Source organism: Kitasatospora sp. NPDC059462, assembly GCF_042749955.1.
Classification (GTDB): domain Bacteria; phylum Actinomycetota; class Actinomycetes; order Streptomycetales; family Streptomycetaceae; genus Kitasatospora.
This window is the reverse complement of sequence record NZ_JBHYUU010000039.1, coordinates 18,008-32,295: the sequence shown is the minus strand read 5'-3', so window position 1 is coordinate 32,295 and position 14,288 is coordinate 18,008. Positions and strand designations below refer to the sequence as shown.

The following is a 14,288-nucleotide window of genomic DNA, read 5'->3' as shown; positions in this document are numbered from 1 at the left end:
GTTCCGGTGCCGGAACCGGCCGGTGCCGGCGCTACTTGACCGGCGTCAGGACGGTGCGGCCGCCGAGGTAGGGGCGGAGCGCCTCGGGGACGACGACCGAGCCGTCGGCCTGCTGGTGGTTCTCCAGGATCGCCACGATGGTGCGCGGGACGGCGACCAGGGTGCCGTTCAGCGTGGCCAGCGGGCGGACCTTGCCCTCCTCGCGCATCCGGATGGCGAGGCGGCGCGACTGGTACTCGGTGGTGTTGGAGGTCGAGGTGACCTCGCGGTACTTGCCCTGGGTGGGGATCCAGGCCTCGATGTCGAACTTGCGCGCGGCCGAGGCACCGAGGTCGCCGGAGGCGACGTCGATCACCCGGTAGGGCAGTTCGAGGGCGTTGAGGAAGTCCTTCTCCCACTGGAGCAGGCGGCGGTGTTCGTTCTCGGCGTCCTCGGGCGTGGTGTAGACGAACATCTCCACCTTCTCGAACTGGTGGACGCGGATGATGCCGCGGGTGTCCTTGCCGTAGGTGCCGGCCTCCCGGCGGAAGCAGGACGAGTAGCCGGCGTAGCGCAGCGGCAGCTTCTCGGCGTCCAGGATCTCGTCCATGTGGTACGCCGCGAGCGGGACCTCGCTGGTGCCGACCAGGTAGCGGTCGTCGCCCTCCAGGAAGTACACGTTCTCCGCGGCCTGGCCGAGGAAGCCGGTGCCGTCCATGGCGGCCGGGCGGACCAGGGCCGGGGTGATCATCGGGGTGAAGCCGGCGGCGGTGGCTTGGGCGATCGCCATGTTGACCAGGGCGAGCTCCAGCAGCGCGCCAACACCGGTCAGGTAGTACGACCGGGCACCGGCGACCTTGGCGCCGCGCTCGGTGTCGATCGCGCCCAGCAGCTGGCCCAGCTCGACGTGGTCGCGGGGCTCGAAGCCCTCGGCGGCGAAGTCGCGCGGGGTGCCGATCTCCTCCAGGGTGACGAAGTCCTCCTCGCCGCCGACCGGGGCGGCCGGGTCGATGAGGTTCGCCAGCGAGCGGAGCAGGCGCTCGGCCTCCTCCTTGGCGCCGGTCTGCTCGGCGTCGGCGGCCTTGACCTCGGCGGCCAGCTCCTTGGTGCGCTGGAGCAGGGCGGCCTTCTCCTCGCCCTGGGCCTTGGCGACGAGCTTGCCGAGCGACTTCTGCTCGTTGCGCAGCTCGTCGAAGCGGGTGCCCGAGGACCGGCGCCGCTCGTCGGCGGAGAGGAGGGCGTCGACCAGGTCGACGTCCTCGCCACGGACGCGCTGCGAGGCGCGCACTCGGTCAGGGTCCTCACGGAGCAGGCGAAGGTCAATCACGGGCCCAAGCCTACCGGGCGGGGACCTGTCCACCGGTACCGGTTTTCCCTGGGGATAACTCTCCCCAGCCTGTGGATAACCCTGGTGGACAACGGCTCGGGGGGCAGTTATCCACAGGCTGGGGCCGTGGCCTGTGGATCGTGGGGCGGCTCCGGTGGACAACGGACCGAACCGAGGAATTCACGTTTCAAACCTGAATTGACCTTCCCGGGTGAGCGAATTGAAGCACTCGGACGGGTGATTTGCTGGCACCCGGGTGACTCTGGTCCGATTAGTCATCTCTGCGACGCAAACCGATGATCCGACCGAAACGTGCAGTGGCTATACCGGTTTGTCGACTCATCCCCAGGCCTGTGGATAACTCGGACCTGTGGACAGTGACCGCCCCTGTGGACAAGCCCCGCACCGGGGCGGCCGCCCTGTGGACGGCCGCCCGGCGGGGTGGAAAACGGTTCGAAAAGGACAGTTGGCCGGTGAATGGCGCCCGGATGTCCGGAGTGTCGGGGGTGCCTCGGGGCTCAGATGTCCCCGCGGCCGTCGAGGCAGCGCGAGAGCCAGTCCGAGGCCGCGGTGAAATCCGCGTCCGAGGTACCGGGCCGCGGGTGCCGCGACGCCTGCTGGTCGGCGCGCGGATAGGAACCGAGGAACCGCACCTGCGGGCAGATCCGCTTGAGGCCCATCATCGCCTCGGCCACCCGGCGGTCGCTGAGGTGCCCCTCGCAGTCGATGAGGAAGCAGTAGTTGCCCAGCCCCTCGCCGGTCGGCCGGGACTCGATCCGCATCAGGTTGACCCCCCGCACCGCGAACTCCTGGAGCAGCTCCAGCAGCGCACCCGGGTGGTCGTCCGGCAGCCAGACCACCATCGAGGTCTTGTCCGCCCCGGTCGGCGAGGAGACCCGCCCGGGCCGCCCCACCAGCACGAACCGGGTGGTCGCGCTCTGCGCGTCCACGATGTCCTTGACCAGCGGGTCGAGCCCGTAGATCGGCGCCGCGAACTCGCCCGCGAACGCGCCGTCGTACCGGCCCTCGGCCACCAGCCGGGCGCCGTCGGCGTTCGAGGCGGCGGACTCCCAGTGCGCGTCCGGCAGGTTGGCGGCCAGCCAGCGGCGGACCTGCGCCTGGGCCACCGGGTGGCTGGTCACGGTCTTCACGTCGGCCAGCGCCGTGCCCGGCCGCACCAGCAGCGCGAAGGTGATCGGCAGCAGCACCTCGCGGTAGATCATCAGCGGCGCGCCCGCCGCCAGCTCGTCGTTGGTCGCCGTGACGGCGCCCTCGACCGAGTTCTCGATCGGCACGAACGCGCCGGACGCCTCACCGCCGCGCACCGCGTCCAGCACCAGCTGCACCGAGGACATCGGGACCAGCTCCCGGGTCGCCGCCTCCGGCAGGGTGCGCAGGGCCGCCTCGGTAAAGGTGCCCGCCGGCCCGAGGTACGTGTAGCGGGTTGCCGACATGACGCCTCCAAGGGGAACGGGACCTGTGGGAAGAGAACGGCGGAACGCCGAAAGGAGTCACCTTAACCACTTCGGCCCGCTCCCGTGATCGCGTTCCGCTCCGTGGGAGCGGGCGGTACGCGTGGTGGACGCCGGGGCCGTCGGGCGAGGTCAGCCGAACAGGCCCTGTCCGACGTACCCGCCCTGCGGCGCGCCCGGCGGGACGGCGTACACGCCGCTCGCCTCGTGCCGCAGGAAGCGGGAGAGGCCGTCGCCCCGGGCCAGCTTGCGCTGCACGGGGGTGAACCCCCTGCGCGGGTCGGCCTGGAAGGCGAGGAAGAGCAGCCCGGCGTCCGGGGAGCCGTCGGCCAGCAGCCCGTCGTGGTACGAGAAGCCGCGCCGCAGCATGGCCGCCCCGCCGTTGGCGGCCGGCGCCGCGACCCGGATGTGCGCGTCCGACGGGACGGCCAGCGATCCGTCCGGCCCCTGGGCGGCGAGGTCCACCGCGGTCCGCTCGCCCGCGCCCTCGGGGGCACCGAGCGGGGCGCCGTCCGACTTGCGCCGACCGATCACCCGCTCCTGGCGGTCCACCGGCAGCGCCTCCCAGCTGTCCAGCAGCATCCGGATCCGCCGGAACACCAGGAACGAGCCGCCCGCCAGCCAGGCCGGCTGCTCTCCCCCGGCGGTGACGAACACCTTGGCGGCGAAGCCCTCCTCACCGGGCCGGGGGTTGTTGGTGCCGTCGATCTGGCCCATCAGATTGCGCCCGGTCATCGGGGCGGCGGTGGCGCCGGGCGTCCGGGCGAAGCCGGACATCTGCCAGCGCAGCGCCGCCGTCCCGGCCGCCTGGCGCTGCAGCACCCGCAGGGCGTGCACGGCCACCAGCGCGTCGTCGGCGCCGATCTGCACGAACAGGTCGCCGTCCCCGCGCGCCGGGTCGAGCGCGTCGGCCGGGAACGCGGGCAGCGGCTCCAGCCCGGCCGGGCGCTCGCCGGTCAGGCCGGTCTTCTCGAACAGGCCCGCGCCGAAGCCGAAGGTGACGGTGAGCGAGCAGGGGCCGGCGTCCAGGGCGACCTGGTTCTCGAACTCGTCGGCGGGCTCCCCCGCGGCCATCCGGGCGGCCGTCCGCGACCAGCGCCGGAGCAGGGCGCGCAGGGCGTCCCGGCCGGCCCCGTCGGCCAGGTCGAAGGCGGCCAGCTGGACCCGGGCCTGCTGGGGTTCGAGGATCCCGCCCTGGTGCTCGCCGTGGAACTCCACCCGGGCGGGCCCGAGGCCGCCGGCCGGGGACGCCGGGCGGTGCGGGCCGGGCCGGTCCGCGGCCAGGGCCGCGGCGGCGCCGGCGCCCGCGCCGACCACCAGGCCGGCCCCGGCGGTGCCGAGCAGGGCCCGCCGGGTGAAGCCGGAAGCGGTGCTCCCGCCGGTGGCGGCGGTGGTGCTGTCGTGCTCGGTGGCGCTGTCGGTGCTGATCTCCATGAGGACGGTCCGCCTATCCGATCTTCAGCTGCTTGATCTCCGTGGTCTGGTCGATGTCGGAGGATCTGACCAGCACCGACACGACCCAGTTCCCGGTCAGCGGCAGCTGCGCCGTGCCGGTCCAGCGCCCGGTGCCCTCGGCGGTCAGCGGCACGGTGAGCGGGCCGAGGTCGCGGTCCGGCAGGGTGAAGGCGAGCTCCACCTCCGGCACCTCGACCGGCTGCCCGTCCGCGCCGTCCAGGGCCAGGTGCACCTCGTTGGACCCGGTGCCCGCCGGGTTGAGGGTGACCGTGGCGGTGCCCTTGGCGTTCGGCGTGCGGCCCTTGGTGTCGTACGGGAGCTTGAGCTCCAGCGTCCGGCCCGGCACCGTCTGCGGGGCCGAGGCGCCCGCGCCGGCGCCGGCCGCCGGGGCGGTGCCGTTCGCGGCCCCGGCCTCGACCTCGCCGGCCACCCGTCCGGGCGGGGCGTTGGTGAGCAGCGTGGTGGCGACCAGGACGGCCACCGCGACGGCCGCCTCGATCAGCACCGAGCGGCGCAGCCCGGCCCGGGCGGGGGTGAGTCCGCGGTCCCGGTCGGCGTTCTCCCGGGCGGCCCGCTGGCGGGCCAGCTGGGCCCGCCGGACCGGGTCGTCGGAGTCCGTGCCGCCCTCGTCGCCGCTCCCGTCGGTCCCGCTGCTCGCGCTGCTCCCGCCGCGGTCCGTGCCGCGGTCCGTGGTGACGGAGCCGCCGGCCGCGACGGCGAGCGCCGCCGGGACGACCTCGGCCGCCTCCTCCGGGGTGGCCCGCAGCCGGGCCAGCCGGCCGCGGGACAGCCAGGCCGCGCCCAGCATCGCGATCACGCAGCCGGTCTTCACCAGCAGCAGCCGCCCGTAGTCGGTGCCGGTCAGCGCGTCCCAGCTGCCGACGCCGCGCCAGGACTGGTAGAGGCCGGTGCCGGCCAGCACCACGACGGAGCCGAAGGCGACCGTGGAGAAGCGGCCGGCGACGTCCGCGCCGATCCCCTCGCGCAACCCGACCAGCATGGCCGCCAGGCCGCCCAGCCAGAGCGCCATGGCGACCAGGTGGAGCATGCCGAGCGGCAGCGCCAGCCAGACCTGGATGCCCACCGAGGCGTGGTCGGCGCCGGCCCAGGTCGCCGAGAGCGCGACGGCCAGCACCAGTCCGGCCACCCCGAGGCCCAGCCGGGCGTCGCGCTGCGGGCGTTCGGCGGCGCGCCGCTCCAGCTCCCGCAGCTCGGCCTCCTCGCTGTCGCCGTCCTCCGGCGCCGTCCCGGTCCCGCTTCCGGTCCCGGCGGCGCGGCCCGCCGGCTGCCCGAGCTGGCCGACCAGCAGCGACAGGAACACCCCACTGGCCGCGAGCAGCAGCAGCCGGGCGGCCAGCGCGGTGCCGATCCGCTCGTCCAGCGTGGTGCGCACCAGCGACAGGTCGAACGCCTTGCCGATCCCCCAGCCCCGCTCGTACGGGCCGCGCAGCATCAGCACCGCGACGGTGGACACCAGCAGCGCCACCCAGCCGCTCATCAGCAGCCGCTGCACCGGTCGCCGGGCCGCCCCGGCCGGCCAGCAGAGCAGCACGAAGCCGGCCGCTCCGGCGAGCAGCGCGAACGCCCCGTACGCGACCGCCCGGCCGGTGCCGTAGAGCGCGGCGACCAGGCCGTCCGCCTCGGCGCTCTGCAGCGCGGTGGTGGAGACGGTGGTGGCCGACGGCGCGCCGATGGAGAAGGTGAACGCCCCGCCGATCGGGTGCGAGTCGTCGGAGACGGCCCGCCAGGCGACGGTGTACGTGCCGTTGGCCAGTCCGCTGCCGAGCCCGACCCGGGCGGTGTTGTTCCGGCCGTCGGCGTGCGCCGGGTTGCCCGCGTCCACGGCCCTGCCGGCCGGGTCGAGCACCCGCACCGAGTCCGAGGAGAGCGAGACGGCCTCGCTGAAGGTCAGCGTGACCGACTGCGGAGCGGCGGGCAGGACGGCGTTCTGCGCGGGGTCGGTGGACTGCAGGGTGGCGTGCGCGGCGGCCGGCCCGGCGCCGCCGAGCAGCAGTGCGACGACGGCGCCCAGCACGCCGAGCAGCCCGACGGCGCGCCGTCCCATCAGTCCCGGTGCGTTCAGCATCGTGCGGGTCCCTTACTGCTGGCCGGGGCGGTAGGTGAGCTCCTTGACCGGCACCTTGACCGAGATGGTGCCGGTCCGGGCGAAGGTCAGGTCGAGCTCCAGCTCGTCGCCGAGGGCGGGGGCCTTCTGCCACCCCATGATCATCAGATGGGCGCCGCCGCGGGCGAGCTCCAACGCGCCGTGCGCGGGGACGTCCAGCGTGTCGACCTGCTCCATGGAGCTGGCCGTGGAGCGGTGCATGGTGACCGAGGAGGCGCCGGGGCTGGAGACCTTGACCAGGGCGTCGCCCTGGCCGCCGTCGTTGCGCACCGTGAGGTAGCCGGCCGCCATGCCGCCGGCCGGCGGCATCGGGATGTAGGAGTCGGCGACGCTCAGCCGGGCCGCGCCGCTCGCGGACGCGCCGGCGCCGGCGTCCTGGCCGCCGGCGCCGCAGGCGACCAGGAAGGCGCCGCCGCCCAGTGCCGTCGCCAGCGCCGCCCCCGCGAGTGCCGTCCGGCGGAATCCGAGGGAGCCCTTCACGCGGCGACCCCCCGGGCGAGCAGCGGCAGGTCGTGCTCGAAGGTCTTCACCTCGGTGCCGCTCAGGTAGAGCACGTGGGCCTTGTCGTCGGAGGGCAGGAAGGCCAGCACCTGGGCGCCGTGGGTGGAGGTGACGGTGCCGTCCGCGTTGACCACCGGGTCCTCGATCAGGATGCCGAGCGCCTTGGCGGCGGCCTTCACCTTCTCCAGGTCCCCGGTCAGGCCTATGAAGTCGCTGCCCATCGAGTCCAGCCAGGTGCGCAGCACCTGCGGGGTGTCGCGCTGCGGGTCGGTGGAGACGAAGACGACGTCGACCTTCTGCCGCTCCTCCGGGGAGAGCTTCTTCATCGCCACGCCGATGTCGCCCATGGTGGTCGGGCAGACGTCCGGGCAGCTGGTGTAGCCGAAGAACAGCAGGGTGGTCCGGCCGGCGGTCTTCTGCCGCAGGTCGTACGGCCGGCCGGCGGTGTCGGTCAGCTGGAGGTCCGGCTTCTCGAAGTTCTTGCCGAGCACGGTGCCCTCGTAGGGCGAGTCGGACTTCTGCTGGACGACCTTGGCGGGGGAGGCGGAACCGCCGCCGTCGGAGCCGCAGGCGGTCAGGGTGAGCGCGGCGGCGAGGGCGACGGCGGCGGCGCCGGCCAGCCGGGCGGGACGGGCGGTGCGGGGGGCGAGGGGCATGGGAGAGGTCCGATCGTGTGCGGTGGATCACCGGCGGGGCCGCGGCCGGGACACGGGCGCGCGGCCCGTGGAGGGTGCCGGGCGCGGCCCCGCCGGTGCTGGGGTCAGGAGGCCGAGCCGCCGCTGCGGCGGCGCAGGCCGAGGACGCCGACGGCGGTGCCGATCACGCCGACCACGATGCCGACGACCCCGAGCACCCGGGCGGTGGAGTCACTGGCCTTGTCGTCGGCCGGGGCGGCCGCGGTGGTCGCGTCGCCGTGGCCGTCGCCGTGGCCGCCGGCGGCCGACGGGGAGGCGGTGGCGGTCACCCCGGAGGCCTCGCCGGCGGGGGCCTTGGTCAGCTTCAGCACCGGGGCGGGCTTGGCCGGCTCCGGCTGGCCGTCCTTGGCCTCGTCGATCCACCGGACGACGTCGCCGTTCTCGTAGCTCTGCAGCGTCTTGAAGACCAGGGAGTCGGCGTCGGTCGGCAGCGGGCCGAGCGAGACGCGGAACTCCTGGAACTGGCCGGGGGCGATCTTCACCCCGGCGTCGGCGGTCCACGTGATCTTGGAGACGGCCTCGTTGACGTCGTTGCCGTGCACCTTGAGCGGCTTGTCCAGCTTGGCCTTCTCGACGGTGACGGTCCAGCCCGGCAGCGGCTGGGTGCGGACCGACGCCAGCGGGTGGTCGACCGGGAGGTTGACCTCCAGCTTCACGGTGCCGGCGGCGTCGTTCTCGTTCGGGACGCGGAAGTCGACGGCGGTGTAGCCGCCCTGGTCGGCGCTGCCCGGGTTCACGGTGACGTGCGCGGAGGCGGGGCCGGCCAGGGCCACCACGGCGGCGGCTGCGGCGAGGGCGACGGTGGCGGTGCGGCGGGGGGAAAGGGAACGCATGGGGTTCGTGGCTCCGTTCGGAGGCTCGGCGGGCAGGCCCGCTCCCGGGCACGGGAGGACCCGTGCCGCGGCGGGGCCGTGCGGCGGGGGGACGAGGTGGGGGAGGCCGCAGGACCGCACGAGTGGGCGGGTACGGCACGGCTGCCGCGTACACCCGTCCGCCGTCGGGCCGGAACCGGTGGGGGGCACCGGGGGACACCGGGGGGCGGGTCAGTACGCGAGGGCCCCGAGCGGCGGACCGCGCCGCACCACGCTGTGCCGCAGCGCGGCACCGGCCGGCAGCGGATCGTCCCCGCCCGGGCCGGCGGGCCGGCGGACCGGGCCGGCGGGCAGGCCGAACAGACCGCGCAGCAGCACCGCGGCCAGGGCGCACGCGGTGCGCAGCGGCTCCGCCGCGCGGGCCCGCGCGGCCGACGCGGCGATCCGCACCAGCCGCCAGAGCGCCGCCTCGCCGCGCCGCAGCCACCAGCCGGCCACCAGGGCCGCGGCCAGGTGGGCCGCCAGCATCGTCGGGGTCATCCCGAGCACCCCGCCCTGCCACCACGGCACGGTCGCGTACGCCTGCGGATCCAGCCCCGCGCCGGCCACCAGCTGCTCGGCGGTCGGGCTGCCGGGCAGGCCGGCCAGGGTGCCGGGCCGGGCCTCGTTGCAGATCAGCCGGCCCGCCACCTGCGGCAGGGTCAGCGGGCCGGAGCCCGGCGGACCGCCGTGGTGCGCACCGGCCGCGCCGGCGGCCGCGTGGCCGCCGAAGGAGTGGAAGAGGCAGTGCAGCCCGAACTGGCCCGCCGCCAGCGCCCCGGCGATCGCACCGAGCGAGCGCTCCCGCCCGCCGAAGGCGGCGGCGAGCACCAGGACGGCGGCGAACCCGGTCGCGAGCGCGGGAAGCGTGGGGTCCCCGCCGCCCGCCAGGGCGTGCCCGGCGGCCGCGATCAGCGTGCACACCAGGGCGAACGGGACCGCCCGGGCAAGCCGCAGGTCCCAGGCGGCGGCCCCCACCGGCGCGTCCGGTGCGAGGGCGCCCGGGTGCGGGGCGGCGGCTGGGGCAGTCATGGCCGGGCCATCATCTCATCGCCCACCCCTGCCGGACCGGCAGGGTGGGAAATCCCTACGAATGCCCCGATCGGCCCCGCGCACCACCCCGCCGACGCGCCGCCCGGCACATGCCCGTCCCCCCGTCCATCCGCCGAACGGGCGGTAGCGGACCTCCGGCACGGTTCACCTGCGCACCGTTCGGAGATACCTCGTTATATGTGGAGCCGCAGCCAGGAGGGACCTCCCGTGGACATCTGGTGGACTCTGCACCTCAAGCGCGACCCGGCCAGCGTGCCGCTGGCCCGCCGCATACTGCTGGGCGCGATGGCGACCGCCGGCGTCGATCCGCAGATCGCCCAGGACCTCGGCGTCGCCCTCAGCGAGGCCTGCGCCAACGCCGTCGAGCACGGCGCGGGCACCCGGCCCGACGACGGCTACCAGGTCACCGCCTCGATCAGCGGCGACCTGCTGCGGATCGAGGTGACCGACTCGGGCCCCGGCCTGCCCGGCCCCGCCACCCCGGCCGCCGGCCGTCCGGCCCCCGCCCCGCCGCCGTCCGCCCGCAGGGCCGGGCGGGAGCGGCCCCGGCCCCGGCGCGGACGCGCCACCGTCCCCGCCCCGCTGCTCACCGCGCACCGCCCGCCCCTCGACGGCCGCCCGTACGACACCCACGTCCTGCCACCGGCCGCCGACCCGGCGCCGCTGTCCTACCTCCGGCCGCTGGACCTCGACACGCTCCCGGACCTCACCGCCGAATCCGGCCGCGGCCTCTTCCTCATCCACGCCCTCACCGACCACGTCCAACTCCGCAACCACCCGCTGCGCGGGGCGATCGTCAGCTTCGACAAGATCCTCAAGTGGCAGGACGACGCCCTGCTCCGCCGAGCCTCGTAGCGTCGAGCCCGGCGTTCCGCGCGGGTGCCGGGGCGATGCCCCTGCTGCGGCGGGCCTCGCGGGGTCGTCGGGCGGCGGCGGGGGTGGGGGTGGTGGTGCCGGGGGCCGCGGGCGGTGGGGCGACGCCCTGCTCCGTCGGGCCTCGTAGCGTCGAGCCCGGCGTTCTGCGCGGGTGCCGGGGTGATGCCCTGCTGCGGCGGGCCTCGCGGGGTCGTCGGGCGGCGGTGGGGGTGGTGGTGCCGGGGTCTGCGGGCGGTGGGGCGACGCCTTGCTGCGGCGGGCGTCGTGGGGTCGTCGGGCGGTGTCCTGCCTGGGCGCCGGGGGTGGGCGTGGTGGCGTCGGTGCGTGGGGAAGCCCCGGGATTCGCGGGTGGCGGGGCGATGGCCTGCCGCGGCAGCGGGGGTGGTGGCGGTGTTGAGCCGCCGGTGCAGGTGGCGTTGTCGTTCAGGGCGGGAACGCGGCGTCCCGCCCGCACTGGTGTGCGCGGGCGGGACGGGGCGGGTGGGGCGGTGGGTCAGCCGCGGGCGGCCTTGCGGCGGCGGGCGGTGAACACGGAACCGGCTCCGAGGGTGATCGCGGCGGCGCCGGTGAGGGCGAGCGGCGCGGTGGAGCCCGTGCCGGTCTCGGCGAGGCGGGCGGAGGTCGGGAGGATCCCGGTCGAGCCGCCGGTGCCGGTGGTGGTGCCGCCGCCGGTGGTGCCGGCCGGGATGGCGGCGCTCGGCGAGGACGAGGCGGACGGGCTCGCGCTCGTGCCGGGCGTCCCGGTGGCCGACGGCGTGGCCGTCGGCGATCCGCTCGCCGTCGGGGTGGCGGTGGGGGCCGTGTCGGAGACGGTGAGCTTGCCCGTGTAGGAGGCCGTCATCCGGTGGCAGACGTCCTCGCCCTTGCCCGAGCCGGCCGGGAGCGCCTCCGAGGCGCCCTTGAGGGAGATCGAGTAGTTCCCGAGGACGGACGCCGCGTCGGCGGAGATCCGCAGGCCGACGGTGAAGTGCTCGTTCGGGGGGATCGGGAAGGAGCCGATGGACAGCGGCTCGCCGCCGGCGTTCTGCTCCACCGGCTTGAAGGGGCCGGCCTGCGTCTGCACCAGGGTCTTGAGCGGGGCGGAACCCTGCGGGCCCTGGATCAGCAGGGTGATCCGGTAGTCCTTCACCGGCAGGCTGCCGGTGTTGTTGACGGTGACGAAGATGTCCTGCGCCGCACCGCCCTTGACGACGGTGGCCGTCGTGCCCGGGTACGCGTAGAGGGGCAGGGCGAGGTCACGCTGCGGCGTGCACTCGGCGGGTGTGGTGGGGAGGCCGGTCGGCGTGCCGGTGGCCGTCGCGGTCGGGGTCGGCTCGGCGGTGGCGGTGGCGGTGGCGGTCGCGGTCGGCTCGGCGGTGGCGGTGGCGGTGGCGGTCGCGGTCGGCTCGGCGGTCGCAGTCGCGGTCGGTTCCGCGGTCGCCGTCGGCTCGGCCGTGGCGGACGGGGTCGGTTCCGCCGTGGCGGTCGGTTCTGCCGTCGCGGCCTCGGACGACGCGGTCGTCGGGGAGGCCGGGACGGTGACCGCTCCGGCGGTGGCCGCGCCGGCCGTCGCGCCCAGCGAGAGCGCGACCAGCGTGGCGGCGGTCAGGAGTCGGGAAGAGCTCAAGTGACGTGCTCCTGTTTCGGAGGATCTGGATCACGGACCCGGACGCTGACCGGTCCGGGCGGTGGGTCAGCCGCGGGCGGCCTTGCGGCGGCGGGCGATCAGCAGGGCGCCGGCGCCGAGCAGGACGGCGACGCCGCCGGTGATGGCGAGCGGCACGGTGGAGCCGTTCGCACCGGTGCTGGCGAGGTGGCCGCCGTTCGCGCCGGTGCCGCCGGTGGTGCCGGCCGGCTGGGTGACGGTCGGGGACGGCGAGGTGCTCGCGGTGGCCGTGGCCGTGGCGGTGGCGGAGGCGCTCGCGGTGGTGCTCGCGGTGGCGGTGGCCGTCGGCGCCTTGGTCGCGGTGGAGCTCGGCGCGGTGGTGGCCGAGGGCGACGCGGTGGGCTTGTCGACGGCCTTGATGGTGGACGAGTACGAGCCGACCAGCCGGTTGCAGGTGTACTTGACGTTCTCCGGGCCCACCCCGTACGGGAGCACCTCGGAGGCGCCGTTGAGGTCGAGGTAGAACTCCTGCCACGGCGAGTAGTCGACGGTGAGCCGGATCTTCGTGACGATCGTCTCGTTCGGCTTGACCTGGAAGGTGCCGAGCTCCACCGAGCCGTGGTCGGTGGTCGCGTTGGCCGGCTTCCACTCGCCGTTCTGGACCTTCACCTCGGACTTGGGCCTCCAGAGGCTCTTGTTCGAGTCGATCCGGTAGGTGAGCTTGAAGTCCGTCAGCGTGGTCGAGCTGGTGTTCTGGAAGGAGACGGCGATCTCCTGCGCCGTGCCGTCCTTGACGATCACGAAGTCGGCGGGGCTGACCTGCACCGGCATCTTGACGTCGCGCTGGGACGTGCAGCCCTCGGGCAGGGTGGCCGTGGCCGTGGCCGAGGGCGTCGCGGTCGGGGCGGGCGTGCCGGTGGCCGTCGGCCCGGTGGTCGCGGACGGGGTTCCGGTCGCCTCGGCGGTGGCCGACGGAGCCGCGGTCGGCTCGGCGGTCGCGGTGGCCGAGGGCGCGGTGGTCGGGTCCGCGGCGAAGGCGCCGGTGGTGCCGGCCACGGTCATCCCGGTGGTCAGGACGAGCAGGGCGGCGGTGGCGGTCAGTCGGGAGGTGCGCACGATCACGGCTCCGGCGTTCGATGGTGACGGCTGCTTGGTGGTTACTACGTTGAGGTGACGTGCGAGGGGTGCGGTCGGTTGTACGCGATCCTCGTATTTCTTTTCGGCCACCGATCAGTTGTGCGCCCCGGCCTTGCGGCGGCGCAGCACGAGGAGCGTCCCGGCACCGGCCGCGAGCACCGCCGCGCCGGCGACGGCGATCGGCAGGGTGGAGGAGTCGGAGCCGGTCTCGGCCAGGTGCGGGCCGCTCGCCGCGGACGGCGAGGCGGTGCCGGCCGGCTTGGCGGAGGCCGGGGCGGAGGGCTTGGCGGCGGCGGACGCGGTGCTCGCGGCGCCGGCCCCGGTCAGCTTGAACTCGCCCTCGTAGAGGTTGATGTACTGCGTGCAGCCCTTCGGGTCGGGCTTGGCGGGGTGGGGCAGCAGGGCGTTGTCCATGGCCGTGTCGCCGCCGCCGAAGTTGCCCGAGTACATGGCGAGCGGCGCCTTGGCGGTCGGCGTGATGCGGAACCGGAGGGTGAGCTTCTCGCCCTTGCCGAGCCGGAAGGTGCCGGTGTCGAGGTACCAGTCGTTCAGCTCGACGGACTTCCAGTCCTGGCCGGGTGCGTGGAACTGGACGGTGAAGAAGTCCTTGTCCCACGCGTGGCTGTCGACGCCGTCCTCCCGGTCGAACAGGGTCAGGTAGAGGTAGGTGTGGAACTTCGTCAGCTCGACCCCGCTGAGGTTCTCCCAGGTCACGGAGGTCTCCTGGGTCGCGCCGGGGGCGAGGGTGGTGTTCCACAGGCCGGTGCCGGTGACCTTCAGCCACTCCTCGCCCTGGGACACGCCGCCCGAGCAGGCGAGGCCCGGTGCGGTGGTGGGGAGCAGGGTCGGCGGCACCGTGGGCCGGTGCGTCGGGGTCGCCGAGGGCGTGGCCGTGGCGCTCGGCGAGGCGCTCGGGGAGGCGCTCGCCGAGGGGGTCCCCGTGGTGCTCGGGGTGGCGGTGGCGGTGGCCGTGGCCGTGGGGCCGGGCGTGCCGGTGGCGGTACCGGTGGCCGTCGGGGTGGGGGAGACGGCGACGGCGCCGGCGACGGCCGTGCCGGCCGTCGCGCCGAGGGTGAGCGCGAGCAGCGTGGACGCGGCCAGGAGGCGGGAAGTGCGCACGATCGTGGCTCCAGCGTTTTGGGTGAAATCTGTCCGGAATGTGACGACTTGACGGCCGATGATGATCACCGGCGCTGTCGCAGGAGCGGCACCCTATCGAGGGGGGCGTGCCG

12 protein-coding genes are annotated in these 14,288 nt (G+C 75.1%); 1 reads left to right on the top strand and 11 read right to left on the bottom strand.

The features are described 5' to 3' along the window. Window positions 1-31 precede the first annotated feature (31 nt). The 8 genes from serS to ACFXAM_RS13230 form a co-directional block, all read right to left on the bottom strand. The gene (gene serS, locus ACFXAM_RS13265) at window positions 32-1,306 is read right to left on the bottom strand and encodes a serine--tRNA ligase (protein WP_380290512.1); all 1,275 of its coding nucleotides are present in this window, start codon (window positions 1,304-1,306) and stop codon (window positions 32-34) included. A gap of 518 nt (window positions 1,307-1,824) precedes the next feature. Beyond that, window positions 1,825-2,760 (bottom strand): prephenate dehydratase, encoded by a 936-nt coding sequence (gene pheA, locus ACFXAM_RS13260; RefSeq protein ID WP_380290510.1) that lies wholly within the window; start codon window positions 2,758-2,760, stop codon window positions 1,825-1,827. Window positions 2,761-2,910: 150 nt separating this feature from the next. Next, window positions 2,911-4,212, bottom strand: coding sequence for an iron uptake transporter deferrochelatase/peroxidase subunit (gene efeB, locus ACFXAM_RS13255; protein WP_380290508.1), 1,302 nt, complete (start codon window positions 4,210-4,212; stop codon window positions 2,911-2,913). A 13-nt stretch (window positions 4,213-4,225) separates the two neighbouring features. Further along, complete coding sequence (locus ACFXAM_RS13250) at window positions 4,226-6,319, bottom strand: FixH family protein (protein ID WP_380290506.1); 2,094 nt, start codon at window positions 6,317-6,319, stop codon at window positions 4,226-4,228. Between the two features lie 12 nt (window positions 6,320-6,331). Continuing rightward, window positions 6,332-6,838 carry a copper chaperone PCu(A)C gene (locus ACFXAM_RS13245; protein ID WP_380290503.1) on the bottom strand — a complete coding sequence of 169 codons (507 nt, stop codon included), beginning with the start codon at window positions 6,836-6,838 and terminating at the stop codon, window positions 6,332-6,334. Further along, window positions 6,835-7,515 (bottom strand): SCO family protein, encoded by a 681-nt coding sequence (locus ACFXAM_RS13240; RefSeq protein ID WP_380290501.1) that lies wholly within the window; start codon window positions 7,513-7,515, stop codon window positions 6,835-6,837. Before ACFXAM_RS13240 ends, ACFXAM_RS13245 begins: the two co-directional genes overlap by 4 nt. A gap of 104 nt (window positions 7,516-7,619) precedes the next feature. Beyond that, window positions 7,620-8,387 carry a YcnI family protein gene (locus tag ACFXAM_RS13235; RefSeq protein WP_380290499.1) on the bottom strand — a complete coding sequence of 256 codons (768 nt, stop codon included), beginning with the start codon at window positions 8,385-8,387 and terminating at the stop codon, window positions 7,620-7,622. A gap of 210 nt (window positions 8,388-8,597) precedes the next feature. After that, the gene (locus tag ACFXAM_RS13230) at window positions 8,598-9,437 is read right to left on the bottom strand and encodes a hypothetical protein (RefSeq protein WP_380290497.1); all 840 of its coding nucleotides are present in this window, start codon (window positions 9,435-9,437) and stop codon (window positions 8,598-8,600) included. Window positions 9,438-9,665: 228 nt separating this feature from the next. On the opposite strand from ACFXAM_RS13230, the gene ACFXAM_RS13225 reads away from it, so the two are divergent. Beyond that, window positions 9,666-10,313, top strand: coding sequence for an ATP-binding protein (locus ACFXAM_RS13225; RefSeq protein ID WP_380290495.1), 648 nt, complete (start codon window positions 9,666-9,668; stop codon window positions 10,311-10,313). Window positions 10,314-10,827: 514 nt separating this feature from the next. On the opposite strand, the gene ACFXAM_RS13220 is transcribed toward ACFXAM_RS13225, so the two are convergent. The 3 genes from ACFXAM_RS13220 to ACFXAM_RS13210 form a co-directional block, all read right to left on the bottom strand. Continuing rightward, entirely contained in the window at window positions 10,828-11,940 is a 1,113-nt protein-coding gene (locus tag ACFXAM_RS13220) for a hypothetical protein (protein WP_380290493.1), read from the bottom strand. A 66-nt stretch (window positions 11,941-12,006) separates the two neighbouring features. After that, complete coding sequence (locus tag ACFXAM_RS13215) at window positions 12,007-13,035, bottom strand: LPXTG cell wall anchor domain-containing protein (protein ID WP_380290491.1); 1,029 nt, start codon at window positions 13,033-13,035, stop codon at window positions 12,007-12,009. A 114-nt stretch (window positions 13,036-13,149) separates the two neighbouring features. Next, window positions 13,150-14,175: an LAETG motif-containing sortase-dependent surface protein gene (locus ACFXAM_RS13210; protein WP_380290489.1), complete on the bottom strand. Its 1,026-nt coding sequence runs from the start codon at window positions 14,173-14,175 to the stop codon at window positions 13,150-13,152. Between the last annotated feature and the right edge of the window lie 113 nt (window positions 14,176-14,288).

Coding starts and splice junctions, on each gene's coding strand:
- pheA (WP_380290510.1), bottom strand. CDS start 2,760: ATGTCGGCAACCCGCTACACGTACCTCGGGCCGGCGGGCACCTTTACC.
- ACFXAM_RS13250 (WP_380290506.1), bottom strand. CDS start 6,319: ATGCTGAACGCACCGGGACTGATGGGACGGCGCGCCGTCGGGCTGCTC.
- ACFXAM_RS13230 (WP_380290497.1), bottom strand. CDS start 9,437: ATGACTGCCCCAGCCGCCGCCCCGCACCCGGGCGCCCTCGCACCGGAC.
- efeB (WP_380290508.1), bottom strand. CDS start 4,212: ATGGAGATCAGCACCGACAGCGCCACCGAGCACGACAGCACCACCGCC.
- ACFXAM_RS13240 (WP_380290501.1), bottom strand. CDS start 7,515: ATGCCCCTCGCCCCCCGCACCGCCCGTCCCGCCCGGCTGGCCGGCGCC.
- ACFXAM_RS13235 (WP_380290499.1), bottom strand. CDS start 8,387: ATGCGTTCCCTTTCCCCCCGCCGCACCGCCACCGTCGCCCTCGCCGCA.